A 19557-nucleotide genomic window follows, 5' to 3' on the forward strand; every position below is an offset into this window, starting at 1 on the left:
GGCCGGAAGAACGCCCGAGCCCGTTCGACCGGCGTGACCTCACTCCTGGCCGTCTCGTCCACCACGTCGCCGCTCCGCGGTGCGCCAGGCCGCGGTGACGGCGCGGTGGGCGGTGGCCGTCGCCTCGGTGATGTCGCCCTCCAGGTGGACCGGGGCGCCGAGGTGGACGTACAGGACGGGGCGCCGCAGCGGGGCGGTGGCGAACCCGGCGAGCTGCTTGGCGGTGCTGCCCGAGCTCAGGCGGCGGGCGCCGCACTGGCCGAGCGGCACCACCGGGGCGCCGCTCGCCGCCGCGAGCCGGGCCAGGCCGGTGCGGAAGGCGCCGGGCTCCGCGTCACGGGAGTCCCGGTGCTTCGGCAGGCCGCCCTCGCCGTAGATCAGCACGACCCGGCCGGCCGCGAGCGCCGCCGCGGCCGAGTCGAGGGCTTCGGCCGCCCGGGCCGTCCCACGATGGACCGGGATGTGGCCGCCGGCCCGCAGCACTCCGCCGAGCACGGGCACCCGCCACAGCCCGGCGGTCGCCATCACGACCGGCTCGGTGCCCAGCCGGCGCAGTGCGGCCAGCACCACGCCCGGGTCGGCGAGCGAACTGTGGTTGGCCGCGACGATGCTGCCCGGGGCGACCGGGCCCGCCACCTCGCAGGTGACGGTCAGACGACCGAGGACGGGCACCAGTGCGCTGGCGATCCGGCTGAGCATGGGCGGGTTCCTTCGTGGCCTTCGGCGAAGTGGTTCCGCCATCCTCTCGGAGCCCGCCGCCCGGCCGCCTGAGTAGCGGTACTCAGACCGGGCCGGGTACGGGTCGGCGCTGCAGGCCCGCCGGCCGTGCTCAGGGAGCGGCGAACAGCCCGGGGAAGGCCGGGGCCAGCCACGGCCGGCGGCCCCAGGCGAGCACCTTGCCCCGGGTGAGGGCGGCGGTCGCGGTGCAGCGGCCCAGCGCGATGAGGAGGAACGCCACGGGCTCGATGAGGATCGTGCAGTCCGGGCGCCGCGGTGGCTCCTGGCTCACCACGGCGGCGCCGTCCGTGAAGGTCACCGTGAACCCGCCCAGGCCGCGCACCCGCAGCCGGTAGCAGGCGTGGTGGCCGGCCGCGGCGCGGGCGTCCACCACCCACGGCATGGCCGCCCGCAGGAACGGCATCGTCAGGTGGACGCGGTGCCGGTCGATCGGGTGCGGCCGCCGCAGGGCGACGGCGATGTCGTAGAGGTGGCCCAGCATGTGGGTCAGCAGGTAGGCGCCGAGGGTGTCCAGGTCCATCGGGCCGAGCGGGGTCAGCACCGGCTCGGTGCCGGCCCGCGGGCCGGCTGCCGCCGTGAACTCCCTTGCCCACCGGGCGATCTCCCCCGCGAGCACGCCCGGGTCCCGCTCCGGCCGCGCGGCCAGCGAGGCCGCGTTCGCCGCGGCCAGCGAGCCCGGGGTGCCGTCCCCGTAGCGCCGTTCCCTGCCGGCGGCCAGTGCCGCCATCAGCTCGTTGGCCATCGCCAGGTGGGCGGCGGCCTCGGCGACCGTCCACTCGGCGCCGGGTATCGGGGTGTCGCCACGGCAGCCGGCGAGCAGGGCGACGGCATCGTCTCCGACGGCGGTGACCGCCTCGAAGAGCGCGCTGCGCGCGGCGCCGAGGCGGTGCTCAGGGAGCGGGATGGTCATGGTGGTGAACACTGGCCGACTCCCGCACGGCTGTCCAGACATCGCGAGCACGTCGCCACCGCCGAGCCGGAGCGCCATGCTCACCAGCCACCGGACTGGCTGGGCGTCAACTACCACGCGCCCGCCGTCGTCTCCGCGACCGCCGAGCGCACCGCCCCCGCTCCCGAGAGGGGCGCGAGGGGCCGCGAGGCGGCCGGAATTGCGCGCGGCCGGGAATCGGCGCCCCCTTACCGAGGTAATGCCGCAGACAGCTGCCCGGCCATTACCGTTCGATCGATCGCCGTACGGAGCGGTAGGTTCACCGAATTCACCGGGGGCCGACGATTTCATTCCGATTCATTCCGGGGGCTGTCCGAAAATCCTCTTGGGGCCTAGGCTGCGGCCCGTGTCATTCCTCCGAAGAATTCGCGCCGCCTCCCCCGGCCTGCGCCCCGAGCTCGACGACGTCGAACTCGGCCGTGTCCGGCGACAGCTCAAGTCCTCGGGCCTGCCTGGTCAGAGCTCCATCCAGGCCGACCAGGTCGAACGGCTGCTGCGGGACACCGGCACGGACTGGGACCGTCGCGGGCACCGTTTGGGCGTGCTCGCCGAGACGGCGGCGCCCTCCGCCCTCGCGCGCAACTGGCGATTGCGTCGCCCGCGGAATGCGGACGCGCTGATTTTCGAGGCGTGGGTCGAACTCTTCCGCGGCCGGTACGCGGGACGGATGGAAGATCCCCGCGCGGCAGCCGAGAACTGCTATGACGCGGCCGACCTCCTGCCCGAAGATCCGACGCCGTGGGTGGTACTGCTCGGAATTCTGCGCCTGATGCGTGCCGAATCACGTGAGTTGATCGCCGTCTGGCACGAGGCCGCCGCACGCGACCCGTGGAACCGCGAGGCCCACCTGCAGATGCTGCGCTACCTGTCACCGGAGGAGTGCGGGTCACGCAGCGCCCAGCTCAACTTCGTGGACACGGTCCGGGCCTCGGCGCCGCCGACCGCGCCGACCGCCGGGGTGGAACTGACGGCGCTCGTGGACGAACACACCCGCACGGCGGCCGGGGGCGGCGTCGAGGCCCTGCTGGTCCGCCGCCAGTGGACGCACAACCGGGCGGTCAAGGCGCTCGACACCGCTCTGCACGAGTGGCCGCGGCACGGCGGACTGGTCCACGCTGCGGCGCTGGCCGATCTCAATCTGCTGGCCTTCGCCCTGGTCCAGGCGGGCCGCCCGAGCGAGAGCGGTGACGCGTTCCGCCGGATCGACAACACGGTCACCGCCTGGCCGTGGACACTCATCGGCGATCCGCTCCAGCAGTTCACCTACTGGCAGTCACGCGCGGCGGCCTGACACCCACCACACCGCGCGGGCTCCGCACCGCGCGGCCGCGGCCGACAGGCCACCGGACGGGGCGGCAGCCCGCCGGCCGGGACATCAGGCCGCCGGACGGGACCTCAGGCCGACGCCCGGGGCGCTCGCCGTTCGGCGGCGCTCAGCCACGCCACGGCCGCCACGATGACCACGGCGAGGACGAGACTGACCGGCCCGGTGCCGAGGTCCAGACCCCCGCGTTCCCGGCTGACACCGGCCCAGTCCGCGAAGCAGGCACCGAGCGGCCGGGTGAGGACGTAGGCCCACCAGAAGGTCAGGACCGGCGACAGCCCGGAGAAGCGGCGGGCGAGCGCGGGCACGACGATCAGGGCGGCGAACAGCAGCCCGGAGGGCAGGTAGCCCCACCCGAGGGTGGCCGCGGTCAGATCGCCGACGGCCGTGCCGAGGGCGAAGGTGGCCATGACCGCGCACCAGTAGAAGACCTCGCGCCGCCCGCCCCCGACCGTCTCCACCGCGAGCGTCCCCTCCGTCCGCCGCCACACGGCGAACACCAGGGCGAGGAGCACCGCGAACGCCACCGCGGAGGCGACGTACGGCACCCCGACGGCGACGTGCGCGACATCGGCCGCCATGGTGCCGAACACGCTCACCATGATCACCGCCGTCCAGTACACCGCCGGGACGTAGCGGCGGGCCCGGGCCTGCACGAACAGCGCGGCGACGAGCAGCAGCCCCGCCGAGCCGACCGCAGGGACCGGCCCCAGGACCCGGGCGAGGTAGTCGGAGGTGGTCTCGCCCATACCGGTGGTGAGGATCTTGACGACCCAGAACACCGCCGTGACCTGCGGGACCTTGCTCAACACGGACCGTGCGGGGACGGGCCGCCCGGGGACGGCCGGGCCGCGGTGGGCCGCTCGGGGGGTTGTCGTGGCGCCCATGACGGCGGCGCTCCCTTCTCTACGGCACGGCGTGGCCGCGCCTCGCTACGGCGCGGCCTGGCCGCGCCCGGTCGATGCGTCAGCCGCCCAGCACGGTGTTGCCGGTGACCGAGCCGGTGGCCCCGTCCACGGTCACGGCATGCCGCACGCCGTCGGCGCCGATCACCACGGCCCGCCAGGCCCGGCCACCGCCCTGTTCGGCGACCGTGGTCAAGGACTCGACCCTGCCGCCCGTGACGACGGACGCGGCCTTCGCCAGCGCGTCGGCGGCGTTGGTCGACGGCAGCGGCGCCGGTGCGGCGTGCCCGGCCCGGCCGTCCTCGTTCCCGTGGCCGGGGGCCGTGCGGCCCTCGTGACCCCGGTGACCCTCGCGATCCCGGCCGGCGCCCTGCCCGCCGCCTTGACCACCCTCGCGGCCGCCGTCACGGCCTTCGTCCTGACCGCCGTCCCGGCCGTCGTACCGCTCCTGGTCACCCGCCGCCGCCCACCGGCCGCCGCCGTGGCCCTCGTGCTCGTGGTGGACCGCCACCGCGGCCGCGCCACCGCCGATCACCACGACGGCCGCACCGGCCACGACCCAGCGCGCCGACCGACCGCGCACCCACCGGCCGCGCACCCACCGGCCGGCCCGCCCCAGGCCCGCACGCGCCTTGCCCGCGCCGCTCGTCACGTCGTTCTGCTGGGACTCCACGCCTTCTCTGGGCTCGCTCACGTACCCGCACCGCTCCTCGACCCGGCCCGGACCGTCCCCGGGCGACTGCGTCATGATGGCGGGGCGTTGCTGAAGATCGGCTGAAGACCAGGAGGCACCCCCGGCCACCCGCTCCGGCGACCTGCGACCCTGGTGGGCATGCGTGTACTGGTGGTGGAGGACGAACGCCGGCTGGCCCTGGCCCTGCAGCACGGGCTGACCGCCGAAGGGTTCACGGTCGACACGGCCCACGACGGCCCGTCCGGCCTCGCCAAGGCCATGGACCACGCCTACGACGTCGTCGTGCTCGACATCATGCTGCCCGGCCTCAACGGCTACCGGGTGTGCTCACGCCTCCGGGCCTCCGGCAGCGACGTCGGCATCCTCATGCTCACCGCGAAGGACGGCGAGTGGGACGAGGCCGAGGCACTGGACACCGGCGCCGACGACTACCTGTCCAAGCCGTTCTCGTTCGTCGTGCTGGTCGCCCGGCTCAGGGCGCTGGCCCGCCGGATCGGCAGCCGCGCGCCCCGGCGCACCGTCCTGGGCGACCTCGTCGTGGACTCCGCCGCCCGTACCTGCACGCGGGCCGGCACGGGCGTCGCCCTCACCCCCCGGGAGTTCGCCATCCTCGACCACCTCGCCCGACGGGCCGGCGAAGCCGTGTCCAAACGGGAGATCCTCGACGCCGTCTGGGACGGCGGCCCCGACAGCGACCCGAACACCGTCGAGGTCCACGTCAGCGCGCTCCGACGCAAGATCGACACCCCGTTCGGGCGGGCCGCGGTGCAGACCGTGCGCGGCACCGGCTACCGGCTGGCGGCCGACGGTGGCTGACCCGACCATGCCTGACCCGACCATGCCTGACCCGCTGGTGGCTGACCCGACCACGGCGCGCCGCCGGATCCGCGCGGCACTGCACCGGCGCCTCGCCCGCCACCCCGGGGCCGCCGCCCTCGCCGACCGGCTGACACCGCGCTCGGTCCGCGCCCGCACCACCCTCGCCGCCTGCCTCAGCGTCGCCGTCGTCCTCGCCGTCGCCTCCGCCGCCGTCGTCCTCCTGCTGCGCGCCAACCTGGAACGAACCGTCGAGGACGGCGCCCGTGAACAGGCCCAGGCCGTCGCCCGCCTCGCCGAGGACGGGCGGCTCCCCGGCCAGCTCCCCCTCGACCACGGCACCGACTTCATCCAGGTCGTCGACGCGCACGGCACGGTGGTCGCCGCCAGTCAGAACCTGACCGGTCACCCCTCGGTCGCCCCCACCGGCCACCGCGACGGCCACACCACCTTCAACCTCCGCACCCTCGGCGACCAGCACCACCAGCGCGTCACCACGATCACCACCGCCACTCCGAGCGGCAGCGTCACCGTCCACGTCGGCGCGTCCCTGCGCACCGTCGACGCCGCCGAGGACCTGACCACCGCCGCGCTCGCCGCGCTGAGCGCGGTCCTGCTGATCACGGTCGGCGTCCTCACCTGGCGGGCGACCGGCCGTGCCCTGCGGCCGGTCGAGGCCATCCGCGCCGAGGTCGCCGCCATCGGCGACCGCGACCTGAACCGCCGCGTCCCCGAACCCCGCAGCGAGGACGAGATCGCCCGCCTCGCCGGCACCATGAACGCCATGCTCGAACGCCTCGAAGCCGCGGGCGTCCGGCAGCGCCGCTTCATCGCCGACGCCTCCCATGAACTGCGCAGCCCCCTGACCGTGCTGCGCACCCAGCTCGAGGTCGCCCTCGCCCACCCCGACCCCGACGTGCGCACCGACCTGACGGCCGGCGCGCTGGAGGACACCGAACGCCTCCAGGCCCTCGCCGCCGACCTCCTGCTGCTCGCCCGCCTCGACTCCTCCGGCCGCGACCGGCCCGGGGAACCCGTCGACCTCGCCGCGCTGGTGCACACCACGATCGCGGCCCGCGGCGCCGAACCCCACCCCGTGACCGTGCACACGCCCGTCCCCGTCACGGTGTCCGGCCATCCCCTGTGGCTGGGCCGGCTCCTGACCAATCTGCTCGACAACGCCCAACGCCATGCCCGGCACGCGGTCACCGTCCGCCTCGGCACGGACCGGGCCACCGGCCTTGCGGTCCTGGACGTGGCCAACGACGGGCCCCCGATCGAACCCGCCGACCGCGAGAAGATCTTCGAACGCTTCACCCGCCTCGACGACGCCCGCAGCCGCGACGACGGCGGCGCCGGCCTCGGCCTGCCGATCGCCCGCGACATCGCCGCCCTCCACGGCGGCACCCTCACCGTCCTCGGCGTGACGGGCGTGACCGGCGTGACCGGCGTGACCACCTTCCGCACCCGCCTACCGGCCGCCCCGACCGCCCCGACCGCCCCGACCGCCCCGAACACCCGGCCGACGTCCGACGGCTGACCCAGGGTCGTCCGCCCGCCGCCCGGGGCGGGGGCGGCCGGGTGCGGGATCAGGCAGCGGCCTGGCGGGCGGCCAGGTCGTCCAGGATGGTGGCGGTGGCGGTCGCACCGAAGCGTTCGGCGCCGGCGGCCACGAACTCCAGCATGTGGTCGAGGGTGCGGACCCCTCCGGCTGCCTTGACCCTCATGTGGGCGGGGACGTTCGCCCGCATCAACCGGACGTCCTCCAGGGTCGCGCCACCGGGCGCGAAGCCGGTCGAGGTCTTGACGAAGTCCGCGCCCGCCAGCGTGCTGAGCCGGCAGGCGCGCAGCTTGTCCTCGTCATCGAGGTAGGCGTTCTCGAAGATCACTTTGGTGAGGCCGGCACCCGCAGTGGCATCGACGACCGCCGCGATGTCCTCCCGCACCGCGTCGTCCTCCCCGCCGCGCAGCAGGCCGATGTTGAGCACCATGTCGAGTTCGGTCGCACCCGCCGCCAGGGCGTCGACGGCTTCGCCCGCCTTGGCCGCCGTGGTGGAACCGCCGTGGGGGAAGCCGATGACGGTGCCGACCTCGACGGCGGTGCCGGCGAGCGCCTTGACCGCCAGGGGGACGTCGGCGGGGCGCACGCAGACGGAGGCGACGTCGTAGGCCGCGGCGAGCTCACAGCCGCGCAGCACCTCGGCGGTGGTCAGTTCGGGCCGCAGGAGCGAGTGGTCGATCATCTTGGCGAGCTGCCGGACGTCGATGCCGGTGGAGTCCATGAGCCTGTCCTAGGGGTGAGGCGTTTCGCGTCGCACCGGTCAGGGCGCGACAGCGCGGACAGTCCGACGGTAACCTCAGGCTGTCTAGCTGTCTATACAGCCGACCCGGAGATCGGGGCAGGAACACATGTGGCGGACATCACAGTGCACGCCTCTTGCCCTTGGCGTATTTCACCGTGGAATGTCCCGCTCTGTACTGGTCTACGCTGGTTGACTAGACAGCTAGACGGCGTATTCTCAATTTCGGAGGGCCCCTTTTGGAAACGGATTTCGCGCCCAGGTACCACCGGATCGAACAGGCCCTCCGAAACCGGATCGCCGAGCATCGACCGCACGACCCGCTCCCGTCGGAGACGGATTTGTGCGAGGAATTCGGGGTGAGCCGCATGACTGCCCGAGCGGCCGTTCAAGGGCTCGTCACGGAAGGCCTGGTGTACCGGATCCCCGGGCGCGGGACATTTGTCGCGGAACCGCCGACCCACCGTCGCGCGGAAAACCTGGTCCGATTCAGCGAGGAAATGCGCAGACAGGGCCGCAAGCCCTCGTCACAACTGATTTCGGCGAGTCTCCGGACTGCCCTGCCGGAGGAGATCCACCGGCTCCGGCTGCGGAAATCCGCACAGGTCGTGGAGGTCAGCCGGGTGCGGTTGGCCGACGGGGTCCCGACCGCACTGGAGCGGGCGGTGTTCCCCGAGGCCCTCGCCGCCCTGCTGGAGGTCGACTTCCGCACGGCGTCGATGCACGAGGCGCTCGCCGGGCTCGGCCGGACGCCGACCCGCGGACACGCGTCCATCAGGGCCGCCGCGGCCGGCGAGCGGGAGGCGGAGCTGCTGGCGGTGGCTCCGGGCACCGCCCTGCTCGTCGAACAGCGCCTCATCGTGGACCAGGACGAACAGCCCCTGGAACTCACCGAATCCCGGTACGTGGGCGACAGATACGCCCTGGACGTCGCCTTCGAGGTCGATTCCTGAGGCGATTCCTGAGGCGATCTGCCGAGATCACCTGGTCATCCCGTCATCCGTGCGGCTCTCGGGCCGCACGGATGACGCGGATGTCGACCACGTGGGAGAAATTTCCGACGGGGAACTGCACGATCGGCGGGCAGTACGGCCCGAGCGGGCGATACGACCCGATCCGATTCCAGTAGTGGAAGACACTTTCATGCGTGGAGGGAAAAGCCGTGTACGCGTACCTGATGACCTCTCCCGGGGAAATCAACCGCACCCTGGTGCCTGATCCGGAATGCCGTGAGGACGAAATCCTGCTGCAGACCGAGGCGGTTTCCATCTGTTCGACCGACGTCTCCTACTTCCGCGGCCACCTCTTTCCGGAAGCCTGGCCGATCATTCCCGGACACGAATACGTGGGAAGGGTCGTCGAGGTCGGCAAGCGACTCCGGGACGACGTACTACCGGGCGACCGGGTGACCTACTGGGGACAGACCGACTTCGGCGGGATGGCCGAGTACCGGGCGCTGCGGCCGCTCTTCCCGGGACGGCTCGGCGTGGAGACGGCCTGGTACACCGGGCGCAACTTCTACGACGCCGACCAGGCCGCGGCCGTCGTCCTGCCGGCGCACGTGCCCTCGGACCTGGCCTCCGTGATCGAGCCGCTGACCTCGGTCCTGCGGTCGTTACTACTCAACCCGCCGAAGCCGGGCGACACCTGCGTCGTCCTCGGCTGCGGCCCCAGCGCCCAGCTTGCCGTCCAGGTGCTGCACCGCCACCTCGGCGCCGGCTCGATCACCGTGCTGGACCGCAACAGCGACCGGATGGCTGTCGCGCTGCGGCACGGGGCCTCCCACGCCTTCAACACGGACACCCAGGCGCCGGAGCTCGAAGCGTACGTGCGCGAGCACCACGACCAGTACGCGGACTACGTGTTCGACGCGCTGCCCCACATCTCTGCGCCGGCCCGCTCGGCCGGGCAGGCCGACGCCCCGGACAAGGACATCCGGGAGATCGCGATGGGCCTGTTGCGCCCCGGCGGCTCGTACGTCATCTACGGCGCGACGGCCGTCCCGCAGCGGCTCAACACCTGGATGATCCTGGCCAAGGGCCTCAAGCTGCTCTCCACCCCCTTCGACGTCCGCTCGTTCCCGATGGCCCGCTCCGCGCACGTCACCGCCGTGGCCCTGCGGCTCGTCGAGTCGGGCCTGGTCGACCCCGCCCCACTGATCACCACCCGTGCCTGTATCGACGACGAGGACGCCGTCCGCGAGGCGTTCACCGGCTACGGGCGGGGCGCCTCGATGAAGACCTCGCTGCTCGCCCCGTCCGTCCTCCTCGACCACGTGCGCCGCACGGCCGCCGCGGCCGACTCCGTCCCCGTCGGCTTGGTCCCCGCCGACGCCGTCCGGGCCGACACCGTCCGGGCCGACGGTCCCTTCGCCGAGCAGACCGGGATACCGGGGTGACCGGCACCGACCCCGGCACCGACTTACCGGTCGCCCCGGTTCACCGGCCCCCCGCCTTCGTCCGGGACCGGCTGACCACCACGGCCTACGGCGGACTGGCCGTGTACGCCTACCTCCTGTACGCGCTCGGCCCACTGCTGCCGCTCCTGCGCCACGACCTGCGGCTGAGCTACGCGCTGATGAGCCTGCACTCCACGGCCTTCGCCGCCGGTGCAATCCTCACCAACCTGCTGTTCCGCCGGCTCCGGACGCGGGTGGGCCACCGGATGCTGTTCTGGTCCGCGCTCGCGGCCCTCGCCCTGGGGTCGCTCCTCCTGGCGACCGCGCTGTCGGCCGCCGTCACGCTCGGTGCGGCCGTCCTGGGCGGCATCGGCGGGGCGCTGCTGCAGACCACGGCCCTGGCGGTGCTGGCCGAGCACCACGGCGCGGACGAGTCACTCCGGGCGCGGGCCCTGGTCGAGGCCAACGCCGCCGCGAGCGTCAGCGCACTCGCCGCGCCCCTGGTCATCAGCGGCCTGGAGAGTGCCGGGGCGGCCTGGAACTGGTGCCTGGTGCTGCCCGTCCTCGCACTGGCGGCCATGTACCCGGCGCTCCGCAACGAGCCGCTGCGCCCACGCACCCCCGCCGTCCCCGCCGTCCCCGACGCACCCGACGCACCCGACGCACCCGACGCAACGACTGCCCCGACCACCACCGCCGTCCACCCGGCGGAGGCCGACCGGCCGACGGGCGCGTTCCCGCTCCGCGCCGCCCTGTGCGGTCTCGTCGTGGGCTTCGAGTTCTGCCTCGCCTACTACGCCGCGCCCCTTCTCACCAACGCCGTCCATCTGACGGACAGTCAGGCGTCGGCGGCGCTCGCCCTGTTCTACGGCGGCGAGCTGGCCGGCCGCCTGGCGGGGAGCAGGCTGACGGCCGGGGCCCGCTCCGCCCGCTCGGCCGCGCTGGTCGCCGGCTCCCTGACCGTCGCCGCCACCGGGTTCCTCCTGCTGTGGCTCGCCTCCACCACCTGGCTCGCCCTGCTGGGCCTGATCATCGGCGGACTGGGGGTCGCCAACCTCTTCCCGCTGACCCTCGCGCTCGCGGTGAGCGCTGCGCCCGGCCGCACCGACCAGGCCACGGCCCGCGTCCAACTCGCGGTCAGCACCTGCATCATGCTTGCGCCCCTGCTGCTCGGCACGCTGTCCGACCGCCTCGGCGTCCGCTCGGCCTTCGGCCTCGCCGGCTGCCTGCTGCCGCTCGCCGCACTGCTGCTCGCCGCCCGGCGACGGCGCCCCGCCCCCACGACCGCCCCTGCCCATGTGTCCTCCACGGGAGTCACCCCGCATGTCCGTCACTGAGCGCACCGAGAGCGCGGACAGCCGCGCCGAGAGCTCCGCGAGCATCGCCCAGAGCTCCGCAGTGGCCCGCGACACCCTGGCCCGCAACCACCGCACCGGCTTCTCCCGGGCGGCCCAGCGCCCCTACGACTTCACCTGCCCCTCCCCCGACAGCTACCCCTTCCAGTGGGCCTGGGACAGCAGCTTCCACGCCATCGCCCTCACCCACGTCGACGCGGTCCGGGCCCGGGACGAACTGCGCTCCCTGCTCGGCGCGGTCACCCCGACCGGCTTCCTCCCGCACATGGTCCTGTGGCAGGACGACCTCCGGCCGCGCGCCACCGCGGACTTCAGGATCGACCTCTGGGAGGGGTGGCGGTCCGTCACCATCGCACCGCCCGTGGTGGCCCGGGCCGTCGAGCGGGTGTACCGGGCCACCGGCGACGACCTCTGGCTGCGTCGCGTCCTGCCACCGACGCTCGCCTTCTTCGGCTGGCTCAGGGACCATCGCACGAGCCCCGGCACCGGACTCCTCGAGATCTACCAGCCCGACGAGTCCGGACTGGACAGCAGTCCCAAGTACGACGCCGCCCTCGGTATCCAGTCGGCCGCCGAGGACGCCGTGCACACCGCCTGGCACCGCGCGATGCGGTCGCTCATCACGGCCTACGCCTCCCCCTCCCGCACGCCCGAGACCCCGCTCCGTGACCGGAGGCTGTTCGTCTGGAACGACGTGCTCGTCAACACCGTCTACGCCGACGGGCTGGCCTGCCTGGCCCGGCTCGCCCGAACGGTCGAATCGAACGGGCGTACGGCGGAGCGGCTGGCCGGGGAGTCCCGCGCGATCGGCACCGCGCTGATGCGGCACTGCTGGGACGAGGCCACCGGCGCCTTCCAGGACCTCGACCTCGTCGCCGGCGAACGCAGTGACGTCCTCACCGCCAGTTCGCTCCTGCCCATCCTCCTCGACTCGGTACCGGAAACCGCCGCCCGCCGGGTCATCGAACAACACCTGCTGAACGAGCGGGAGTTCTGGCGTCCCCATCCGATACCCAGCGTCGCCGCCACCGAGCCGTCGTACGACGCCTCGTTCCGCACCGGCGCCATCTTCCGCGGCTCCAGCTGGGTCAACCTCAACTGGTACCTGTACTGGGGGCTGCGCAAGCGCGGCTACCGCACGGAAGCCGACACCCTCGCGGCCCGCACCTGCGCGCTCGTCGCGGCCTCGGGCACCCGGGAGTGCTACGGGCCGGAGGACGCCGCCGGGCACGGCGCGCGCTCCTTCGGCTGGAGCTCCCTCGTCCTGGACCTGGCCTCCGCCATGACGACAGCGACCACGAGGACGACGACGGCAACGGCAACGGCAACGACGGAGGAGGACTGACCATGGCCAACTGGGGTTTCCTGGGCGCCGGTTCGATCGCCGCCTCCAGCCTCGCACCCGCCGTCCACGCGGCCGACGGGCCGCGCCTGCACGCCGTCGCCGCGACCGACTCCCGGCGGGCCCGGGCGCTCGACCCCGCGCGGGTGTACACCCGCTACGAGGAGCTGCTGGACGACCCCGCCGTCGACATCGTCTACGTCGCGCTCCACAACAGCGCCCACCGCCCGTGGGTGGACCGCGCCCTGCGCGCGGGCAAGCACGTCCTGTGCGAGAAGCCGCTCGGGCTGACCGCCGCGGAGGTCACCGCCATGACGGCCACCGCCCGCGCCGCCGGCCGACTGCTCGTCGAGGCCGCCTGGAACCGCTGGCACCCGCGCACCCGCGACCTCGAGTCCATGATCACCCGCGGCGCGATCGGCACCGTCCACACCGTCACCGCCCGGTTCGACGGCCTCGCCCCCGCTCCCGGCAACTACCGCCTCGACGCCGCCCTCGGCGGCGGCGCCCTCTACGACGTCGGCTACTACGCCGTCTCGGCCGCCCTCGCCGCCTTCGGCTGGCGGACCCCGAGGGTCGTCCGGGCCGAGCAGGACCACTGGCGGCCCGGCTCCGCCGACTCGGCCACCCGCTTCCTGCTCGAGTTCCCCGACCGGGGGACGGCCGAGGTCGGCTGCTCGCTCGTGGGCGGCATGGCCGAGACCTTCACCACCACCGGCACGAGCGGCTCGATCACCCTCACCCCACCGGCCTTCTGCGCCGGCGCCGCCCCCAGCACGCTCACGTCCACCGTCGGGGGCCGGCGCCACTATTTGGCCCAGGACCCGTACCGCCTCATGGTCGAGGCGATGGACGCCGCGGCGGACGGCGACACCTCCGCCCACCTCGTCCCGCTCGAGGAGTCGCTTCTCATCGCCACCACGCTGGACTCCGTGCGGAGCCGTCTCTCCCGCCGGGACAGCCGCCGGGACAGCTGACGCACCCGTCCACCCGCCCCGCCCGAGGCATCGCACCGGTTCAGCGACGCGCCGGTTCATCGACGCACCGGTTCAGCGACGCGCGGGTCCGGCCGCGTGCGACAGCGGCCGGACCCGGGCGACCAGGAGGGCGATGTCGTCGTTCCCACCCTGGTGGTGCAGGGCGCCGAGGAGGAGGTCGCAGGTCTCCTCCGGGGAACTGCGGGGCCGGCCGAGGAGGTCGGTGAGGGCCGTGAGCCGCACGTCGATGTCGTGGTCGCGGGTCTCCACCAGCCCGTCGGTGTAGAAGACGAGTTCGTCGCCGGTCCTGAGGTCGATCGGGGTGTCGTGGAAGGCGATCCCGCCGACGCCCAGGGGTGCGCCGGTGGGCAGGTCGAGCAGGACCGGCCGGCGGCCCGGGTGGGTGTGGACCGGGGGCAGGTGGCCGGCGATGGCGATGCGACAGCGGTGGTGGCGCGGGTCGTAGAGGGCGTAGACGCAGGTGGCGATGGACTCTCCGAGACCGGCGGCGATGCTGTCGAGGTGGGTGAGGACGGCGGCCGGCTCCAGGTCGAGGCCGGCCAGTGTCCTTGCGGCGGTGCGGAGTTGGCCCATCGTGGCGGCGGCGGTGATGCCGCTTCCCATCACGTCGCCGACGACCAGCGCGGTCCGGTCGGCGGTCAGCGGGATGACGTCGAACCAGTCGCCGCCGACCTCGCCGACGCCGGAGGCCGGCTGGTAGCGGTAGGCGACCTCCAGCCCGGGCGGCTGCGGGGGCGGGCCGGGCAGCAGGTGCCGCTGGAGGGCGAGCGCGGCGTGGCGCTGGCGTTGGTACCAGCGGGCGTTGTCGATGGCGACGGCGGCGCGGGCGGCCAGTTCACCGGCCAGGACCACGTCGTCATGGTCGAACGGCTGCTTGTTGCGGGCCCGTTTGAGATCGAGCGCACCCAGGACCTGGCCGCGGGCGCGCAGCGGCACGGCCAGGTAGGAGTGGATCCCGGCCTGCCGGAGCAGCTCGACCGCCTCCGCGTCGCGGGCGATGCGCGGCAGGTCACGGTCGGTGACGCGGGCCAGCAGGATCGGGCGGCCGGTACGGGCACAGCGGGTGACCAGGCGGGTCGCGTCGTAGCGGGCGATCTGCCCGACCGGATCGGCGGCCTCGACGGCGGGCGTGGGGTGGGCGGCCTTGACGGCGAGGGCGCGGAACAGGGCCGGACGTTTCCGGTCCTCCGTCGGCGCGCTGTCGGTGAGGATGTCCTCCAGGATGTCGACGGCCGCGATGTCGGCGAATTCCGGGACGAGGACGTCGGCGAGCTCGCGTGCGGTGACGTCGAGATCGAGGGTGGTGCCGATGCGCTCGGAGGCGTCGGCGATCACGGTCAGGCGCCGCCGGGCCGCCGCCGCGGCGGTGGCCGCCCGGTGCTGCTCGGTGACGTCGACGACCGAGACGGCGACGCCGATCACCCGGTGCGCGGGGTCCTCCAGCCGGTGGAAGGACGCCGACCAGGCGTGCTCGACGCCGGGGTCGGCGCGGGTGTGTCCGGTGGTGAACTGGTTCAGCAGCGGCGACCCGGTGGCCAGCACCTCCCGCATGGCCGCCTCGATCGCCTCGGTGTCCAGGAACGGCAGGGCTTCCCGGACGGTGCGGCCCAGGTGCCGGGCGGCGGGCAGTCCGTTGATGCGTTCCAGCGCCGGGTTGACCAGGACGAAGCGCAGCTCGGTGTCCATCACGGACAGCCCGATCGGGGACTGCTCCACCAGGCGCAGCGACAGTGCGAGGTCCCGTTCGAGGCGCCGCAGCGTGGCCTGGTCCGAGGCCAGGCCGAGCGCGTAGGACCGGCCGCTCTCGTCCTCCAGGCGCATGTTGCGGAACTCGACCAGCAGCGTGGACCCGTCCTTGTGTCGGACCGGGAGGACCCCGGCCCACGCCCCGCCGCCGGCCATCACCTTCGCGAACGGTTCCAGCACCCGGTCCAGGAGCCGCTCCTCGACCAGCACCCGGGCGGCCGGGTGCCCGAGGGCCTCCGCGGCCGGGTAGCCGAAGAGGTCCTCGGCCTGCGGGCTCCACAGCACGATCCGCCCCTCCGCGTCCAGCACCACCGCGGCGACGCCCAGGACGTCCAGCAGCCCACCGGCCTCCAGTCCGGGATCCCGCTCCGGCGGGACGGCACCCGACGGCTCCGCGTGCCCGGCGTCCATCCGGCCACCTCCTCCCGCCGCACCTGATGGATGGGGTTCACTCCATCGTCCCGCCTCGCTTCCCGGCCGCCAGCCGGGCGGCCCCGGAGCCGGCATGTGATCGGAATGTCCTGGCTCTCGGCTCTCCCGGACCGTCCGGGCATCACCGGTGTTACTGGCTGGTAATTTGGCTGATCATCATCTCCCCTGAGGTTTCGTCAGCTGGCTACGCTCCGGCAGTCAAGCAGTACGAGCACAGATGGAGCACGTCATGGAACGACCCACCCCCAGCCGTGGACGCCGGACGGCGAGCGCCGTCCTCGCGGCGACGCTCGCCCTCGGCGGGGCCGCCGTCGCACAGCCCGCCGTCGCACAGCCCGCCGTCGCGGAGGCGCCGTCCGGGGCCGCGGTGGGCGTCGGGTCGTTCCGGCTGGCCGACATCCCGGCGAAGGACGGCGTCGTCCTCAAGGCCGACGTGTTCACCCCGGCCCCCGGGACGCCGTGGGCCGATTCCCAGGGGCGCTACCCGCTGGTGGTGCAGCCGGCCAGCTGGGGGCAGAACGACCTGGAGTACGTCGCCCAGGGCCGTGCGCTCGCCACCGAAGGATACGTCGTCGTCACCTACACGGTGCGGGGCTTCTGGGGCTCCGGCGGGGAGGTCGACGTCGCCGGGCCCAAGGACGTCGCGGACATCTCCACGGTGATCGACTGGGCGCTCGCGCACACCCCGGCCGACCCGGACCGGGTCGGCATGGTGGGGCTCTCGCTGGGCGGCGGCCTGACCCTGCTCGGCGCCGCCTTCGATCCGCGGATCAAGGCCGTCGCCTCGCTCAGCGGCTGGGGCGACCTCACCGACTCGCTCTACAGCGGGCAGACCCGGCACCTGCAAGCGGCGGCCGTGCTCGCCGGCATCCAGGCTCCGACCGGCCGCAAGAGCCCCGAGTTCGCGCGGGTGCTGGACGACCTCTTCGCCGACCGCGACCTGCCCCAGGTCATCGACTGGGCGGACACCCGCTCCCCCGCGCGCTACCTGGACCGGATCAACGCGAACGGCACCGCCGTCCTGATGGCCAACGCCTGGGGCGACAGCTTCTTCAACCCCAGCCAGGTCGCCGACTTCTACCAGCGGCTGACCGTGCCCAAGCGCCTCGAACTGCGCCCCGGCGACCACGCGAGCCAGGAGTTCACCGGACTGCTCGGGCTGGACAACGCCACCTGGGACAGCGCGCGTTCGTGGCTCGACCAGTACGTCAAGGGAGCCCCGGCCCCGGGCACCCGCACGCAGCCGGTCCAGTTCGACGTCCGCCCCTCCGGCGTGCCCGAGAGCCACGCCGACTGGCAGTCCGTCAGCTCCCGCACCGAGCGCCTCGCGGTCGGCGCCGACACCCTCGGCGCCGACGCCCACGGCGATCCGGCCTCCGTCACGTGGCAGAGCACCGTGCTCGGCGGCACCCCCTCCGGCGCGAGCGGCGGCGTCGCCCTGCTGTCCGGGCTGGTCGACCAGGCGGTGCACCAGCCGCCGACCGTGGCCGTCCCGCTGCTGGCCCGCTCGGCCGCCGTCGTCCGGACGTCGCAGCCCTACCCGCAGGGCCTGTCGCTGCGCGGCGTCGCCCGGGTGCACAGCACGGTCACCGCGTCGACCCCGCAGGGCACGGTCGTCGCCTACCTCTATGACGTGGACGCGCTCGGCATCGGCCGGCTGGTCTCGCACGCGCCGCAGAGCTGGTCCGGACGGACGCCCGGGCAGCCCTTCCCGCTGGACGTCCCGCTCTTCGCCACGGCGTACGACGTGCCGGCCGGCCACCGCCTGGCCCTGGTGCTGGGCACCCGGGACGCCCTGTACGGCGGGGAGACCCCGCTCGGCTCCCAGGTGACCTTCGGCTCGACCACGGCCGACCCGGCCGAGCTGACGCTGCCGGTGCGCTGATCGCCCGACACCGCCCACTCGACGAGCGCGTACGGCAGGACGGGTGACCAACGAGGCTCCCCGGCGGAACAGTTGAGACGTCAGACAGCTCACTCGACCGCCGGGGAGCCTCGTTCGTCCCGCACCCGGGCCGAATCGTCTTCCGAATCGGGTTCACCGGCTTTATCCCGCATTTCCAGGACCCGGTCGACGTTTCCGATGTCGCGTGTTTGAATTTCCCGGACGTGTCGGTGGACACCGACCGGAACGGGGAGGGAAAATGACCAGCCCGCAAAGGACGGAAAGGGCGGAAAGGGCGGATAACGACGCGCTCGCGGATCGCGTGGCGGCCGGCGATCCGAACCTTTCCACCGAACGGACAAACCTTTCGGCCCGCCGTGATTTCCGCGCGTACTGGCTCGGCCAGACCGTGAGCGTCATGGGCCACCAGGTGGCGATCTTTCTCTTTCCGACCACCGCCATCGTCCTGTTCCACGCGTCCGATCTCGGCGTCGGCCTGCTGAATGCCGTGGGCACTGCTCCCTATCCGGTGCTGGCGCTCTTCGCCGGTGTCGTGATGGACCGGCGGCGGCGCAGGCCGGCCATGATGTGGTCGACCGCGGGCACGATGCTGGCGCTCGCCGCGATCCCCCTGGCCGCCGCCGCCGGGGTGCTGGGCATGGCGGAACTGTGCGTGGCGGCGCTCGCCGCCGGTTCGTTCGGCGTCCTCTACGACGTCGCCAACCAGTCGCACCTGCCGACCCTGCTGCCGAGGGAGATGCTGCCGCGGGCGAACGCCAGGCTGGAGGTGTCCACCTCCCTCGCCATGCTCGGCGCGCCCGCCCTGGGCGGCCTGCTCGGCCAGTACCTCTCCGGTACGACGGCGCTGGCGGTGGTCGCCGCCACCTTCGTCCTCCCGATCCTGACGCTCATGAGCCTTCGCACCCCGGAGCCCCCGGCGCCGCCACGGCAGCCGGGGGCTTCGATGTTCGCCGAGATGAAGGAGGGCGTCGCGGCCCTGTGGCAGCACCCGCTGCTGCGCCCCACGACGGTGGCCGCCGTGCTGCGGAACCTGGGCAACGCGGCCGCCTCGACGGTGTCGCTGCTCTTCGCCTACCGGACCCTCGGGCTCCCGCCCGGGACGGTCGGGGTGCTCTTCACCCTGGTGGGCCTCGGCGGGGTCGGCGGCGCGTGGATGGCGGACCGGCTGCTGGCCCGCTTCGGCCTCGGGACGACCCTCGCCGCCGCCTGCGCCTCCGGAGCCGTGTGGGCCGCCGCCCCGCTGGCCCTGTGGCTGCCGGCCGTGCCGACCCTGGTGGTGGTCGGCGCGGCAGCCTCGGTGTGGGTGCCGGTGTGGAACGCCACGATCACCACCTTGCGGCAGTCGGTGATCAGGCCGGATCTGCTCGGCCGGGTGCACGCGACGTCACGGACCATCAACTTCTGCGCGATGCCGCTCGGAGCCCTGCTGGGCGGGGTGGCCACCGATGTCCTGGGCGGCGCCCTGGGCCCGAAGGCCGGCACCGGATGGGCGCTCGTGCTGACCGGGCTGGCGTCGGCGGCCGCGACGGTCGTGCTGCTCCGCTCCGAACTGCGCTCGGTGCGGGAGATCCCCGGTGTCGCGAGCGAGTCGGCAGCGTGAGCGGGTGAGCGAACGAAGGGACGTCCCGCACCCGCGCGGGACGTCCCTTCAGGA

Annotated in this window: 16 protein-coding genes; 10 read left to right on the forward strand and 6 right to left on the reverse strand. The window is 73.7% G+C overall.

The features are described 5' to 3' along the window. Positions 1 to 39: 39 nt before the first annotated feature. Positions 40 to 699, reverse strand: a complete 660-nt coding sequence (locus ACZ51D_RS02365; RefSeq protein ID WP_465619393.1) for a lysophospholipid acyltransferase family protein — start codon at positions 697 to 699, stop codon at positions 40 to 42. A 130-nt stretch (positions 700 to 829) separates the two neighbouring features. Beyond that, positions 830 to 1648, reverse strand: coding sequence for a maleylpyruvate isomerase family mycothiol-dependent enzyme (locus ACZ51D_RS02370; protein ID WP_465660884.1), 819 nt, complete (start codon positions 1646 to 1648; stop codon positions 830 to 832). A 385-nt stretch (positions 1649 to 2033) separates the two neighbouring features. Here ACZ51D_RS02370 and ACZ51D_RS02375 point away from each other — a divergent pair, with 385 nt between their 5' ends. Further along, positions 2034 to 2978 (forward strand): tetratricopeptide repeat protein, encoded by a 945-nt coding sequence (locus ACZ51D_RS02375; RefSeq protein ID WP_465619397.1) that lies wholly within the window; start codon positions 2034 to 2036, stop codon positions 2976 to 2978. A gap of 104 nt (positions 2979 to 3082) precedes the next feature. On the opposite strand, the gene ACZ51D_RS02380 is transcribed toward ACZ51D_RS02375, so the two are convergent. Beyond that, positions 3083 to 3898: a COG4705 family protein gene (locus ACZ51D_RS02380; protein ID WP_465619399.1), complete on the reverse strand. Its 816-nt coding sequence runs from the start codon at positions 3896 to 3898 to the stop codon at positions 3083 to 3085. A gap of 79 nt (positions 3899 to 3977) precedes the next feature. Beyond that, entirely contained in the window at positions 3978 to 4610 is a 633-nt protein-coding gene (locus ACZ51D_RS02385; RefSeq protein WP_465619400.1) for a hypothetical protein, read from the reverse strand. Between the two features lie 138 nt (positions 4611 to 4748). Between ACZ51D_RS02385 and ACZ51D_RS02390 the strand changes: the two genes are divergently transcribed. Both ACZ51D_RS02390 and ACZ51D_RS02395 read left to right on the forward strand, forming a co-directional pair. Beyond that, positions 4749 to 5426: a response regulator transcription factor gene (locus ACZ51D_RS02390; RefSeq protein ID WP_360490865.1), complete on the forward strand. Its 678-nt coding sequence runs from the start codon at positions 4749 to 4751 to the stop codon at positions 5424 to 5426. 22 nt (positions 5427 to 5448) lie between these two features. Further along, positions 5449 to 6966 (forward strand): sensor histidine kinase, encoded by a 1518-nt coding sequence (locus ACZ51D_RS02395; protein ID WP_465660886.1) that lies wholly within the window; start codon positions 5449 to 5451, stop codon positions 6964 to 6966. A 49-nt stretch (positions 6967 to 7015) separates the two neighbouring features. On the opposite strand, the gene deoC is transcribed toward ACZ51D_RS02395, so the two are convergent. Continuing rightward, positions 7016 to 7708, reverse strand: a complete 693-nt coding sequence (gene deoC / locus ACZ51D_RS02400) for a deoxyribose-phosphate aldolase (RefSeq protein ID WP_465660888.1) — start codon at positions 7706 to 7708, stop codon at positions 7016 to 7018. Positions 7709 to 7965: 257 nt separating this feature from the next. Here deoC and ACZ51D_RS02405 point away from each other — a divergent pair, with 257 nt between their 5' ends. The 5 genes from ACZ51D_RS02405 to ACZ51D_RS02425 all read left to right on the forward strand — a co-directional run bounded on the left by ACZ51D_RS02405 (position 7966) and on the right by ACZ51D_RS02425 (position 13798). Beyond that, positions 7966 to 8679 (forward strand): GntR family transcriptional regulator, encoded by a 714-nt coding sequence (locus ACZ51D_RS02405; RefSeq protein WP_465660890.1) that lies wholly within the window; start codon positions 7966 to 7968, stop codon positions 8677 to 8679. 194 nt (positions 8680 to 8873) lie between these two features. Continuing rightward, a complete protein-coding gene (locus ACZ51D_RS02410) occupies positions 8874 to 10124 on the forward strand; it encodes a zinc-dependent alcohol dehydrogenase (protein ID WP_465660892.1) in 1251 nt (416 codons plus the stop codon). Continuing rightward, a complete protein-coding gene (locus ACZ51D_RS02415; RefSeq protein WP_465660894.1) occupies positions 10121 to 11461 on the forward strand; it encodes an MFS transporter in 1341 nt (446 codons plus the stop codon). Before ACZ51D_RS02410 ends, ACZ51D_RS02415 begins: the two co-directional genes overlap by 4 nt. Beyond that, complete coding sequence (locus tag ACZ51D_RS02420) at positions 11448 to 12824, forward strand: amylo-alpha-1,6-glucosidase (RefSeq protein WP_465660896.1); 1377 nt, start codon at positions 11448 to 11450, stop codon at positions 12822 to 12824. The genes ACZ51D_RS02415 and ACZ51D_RS02420 overlap by 14 nt, the downstream gene beginning before the upstream one ends. A gap of 2 nt (positions 12825 to 12826) precedes the next feature. Then, positions 12827 to 13798 (forward strand): Gfo/Idh/MocA family protein, encoded by a 972-nt coding sequence (locus ACZ51D_RS02425; RefSeq protein WP_465660898.1) that lies wholly within the window; start codon positions 12827 to 12829, stop codon positions 13796 to 13798. Between the two features lie 72 nt (positions 13799 to 13870). Here ACZ51D_RS02425 and ACZ51D_RS02430 read toward each other — a convergent pair whose 3' ends face one another. After that, positions 13871 to 15976, reverse strand: a complete 2106-nt coding sequence (locus ACZ51D_RS02430) for a SpoIIE family protein phosphatase (protein ID WP_465619414.1) — start codon at positions 15974 to 15976, stop codon at positions 13871 to 13873. 250 nt (positions 15977 to 16226) lie between these two features. On the opposite strand from ACZ51D_RS02430, the gene ACZ51D_RS02435 reads away from it, so the two are divergent. After that, entirely contained in the window at positions 16227 to 17882 is a 1656-nt protein-coding gene (locus ACZ51D_RS02435) for a CocE/NonD family hydrolase (RefSeq protein ID WP_465660899.1), read from the forward strand. Positions 17883 to 18141: 259 nt separating this feature from the next. Beyond that, a complete protein-coding gene (locus ACZ51D_RS02440) occupies positions 18142 to 19503 on the forward strand; it encodes an MFS transporter (RefSeq protein WP_465619418.1) in 1362 nt (453 codons plus the stop codon). The last annotated feature ends 54 nt before the right edge of the window (positions 19504 to 19557 follow it).

Source organism: Kitasatospora sp. NPDC033851 (genome assembly GCF_055576085.1).

Bases quoted from the DNA above. Each gene is read 5' to 3' on its own strand.
- ACZ51D_RS02365 (WP_465619393.1), bottom strand. From the start codon at position 699: ATGCTCAGCCGGATCGCCAGCGCACTGGTGCCCGTCCTCGGTCGTCTG.
- ACZ51D_RS02370 (WP_465660884.1), bottom strand. From the start codon at position 1,648: ATGACCATCCCGCTCCCTGAGCACCGCCTCGGCGCCGCGCGCAGCGCG.
- ACZ51D_RS02380 (WP_465619399.1), bottom strand. From the start codon at position 3,898: ATGGGCGCCACGACAACCCCCCGAGCGGCCCACCGCGGCCCGGCCGTC.
- ACZ51D_RS02390 (WP_360490865.1), top strand. From the start codon at position 4,749: ATGCGTGTACTGGTGGTGGAGGACGAACGCCGGCTGGCCCTGGCCCTG.
- ACZ51D_RS02395 (WP_465660886.1), top strand. From the start codon at position 5,449: ATGCCTGACCCGCTGGTGGCTGACCCGACCACGGCGCGCCGCCGGATC.
- deoC (WP_465660888.1), bottom strand. From the start codon at position 7,708: ATGGACTCCACCGGCATCGACGTCCGGCAGCTCGCCAAGATGATCGAC.
- ACZ51D_RS02420 (WP_465660896.1), top strand. From the start codon at position 11,448: ATGTCCGTCACTGAGCGCACCGAGAGCGCGGACAGCCGCGCCGAGAGC.
- ACZ51D_RS02425 (WP_465660898.1), top strand. From the start codon at position 12,827: ATGGCCAACTGGGGTTTCCTGGGCGCCGGTTCGATCGCCGCCTCCAGC.
- ACZ51D_RS02430 (WP_465619414.1), bottom strand. From the start codon at position 15,976: ATGGACGCCGGGCACGCGGAGCCGTCGGGTGCCGTCCCGCCGGAGCGG.
- ACZ51D_RS02435 (WP_465660899.1), top strand. From the start codon at position 16,227: ATGGAACGACCCACCCCCAGCCGTGGACGCCGGACGGCGAGCGCCGTC.
- ACZ51D_RS02440 (WP_465619418.1), top strand. From the start codon at position 18,142: ATGACCAGCCCGCAAAGGACGGAAAGGGCGGAAAGGGCGGATAACGAC.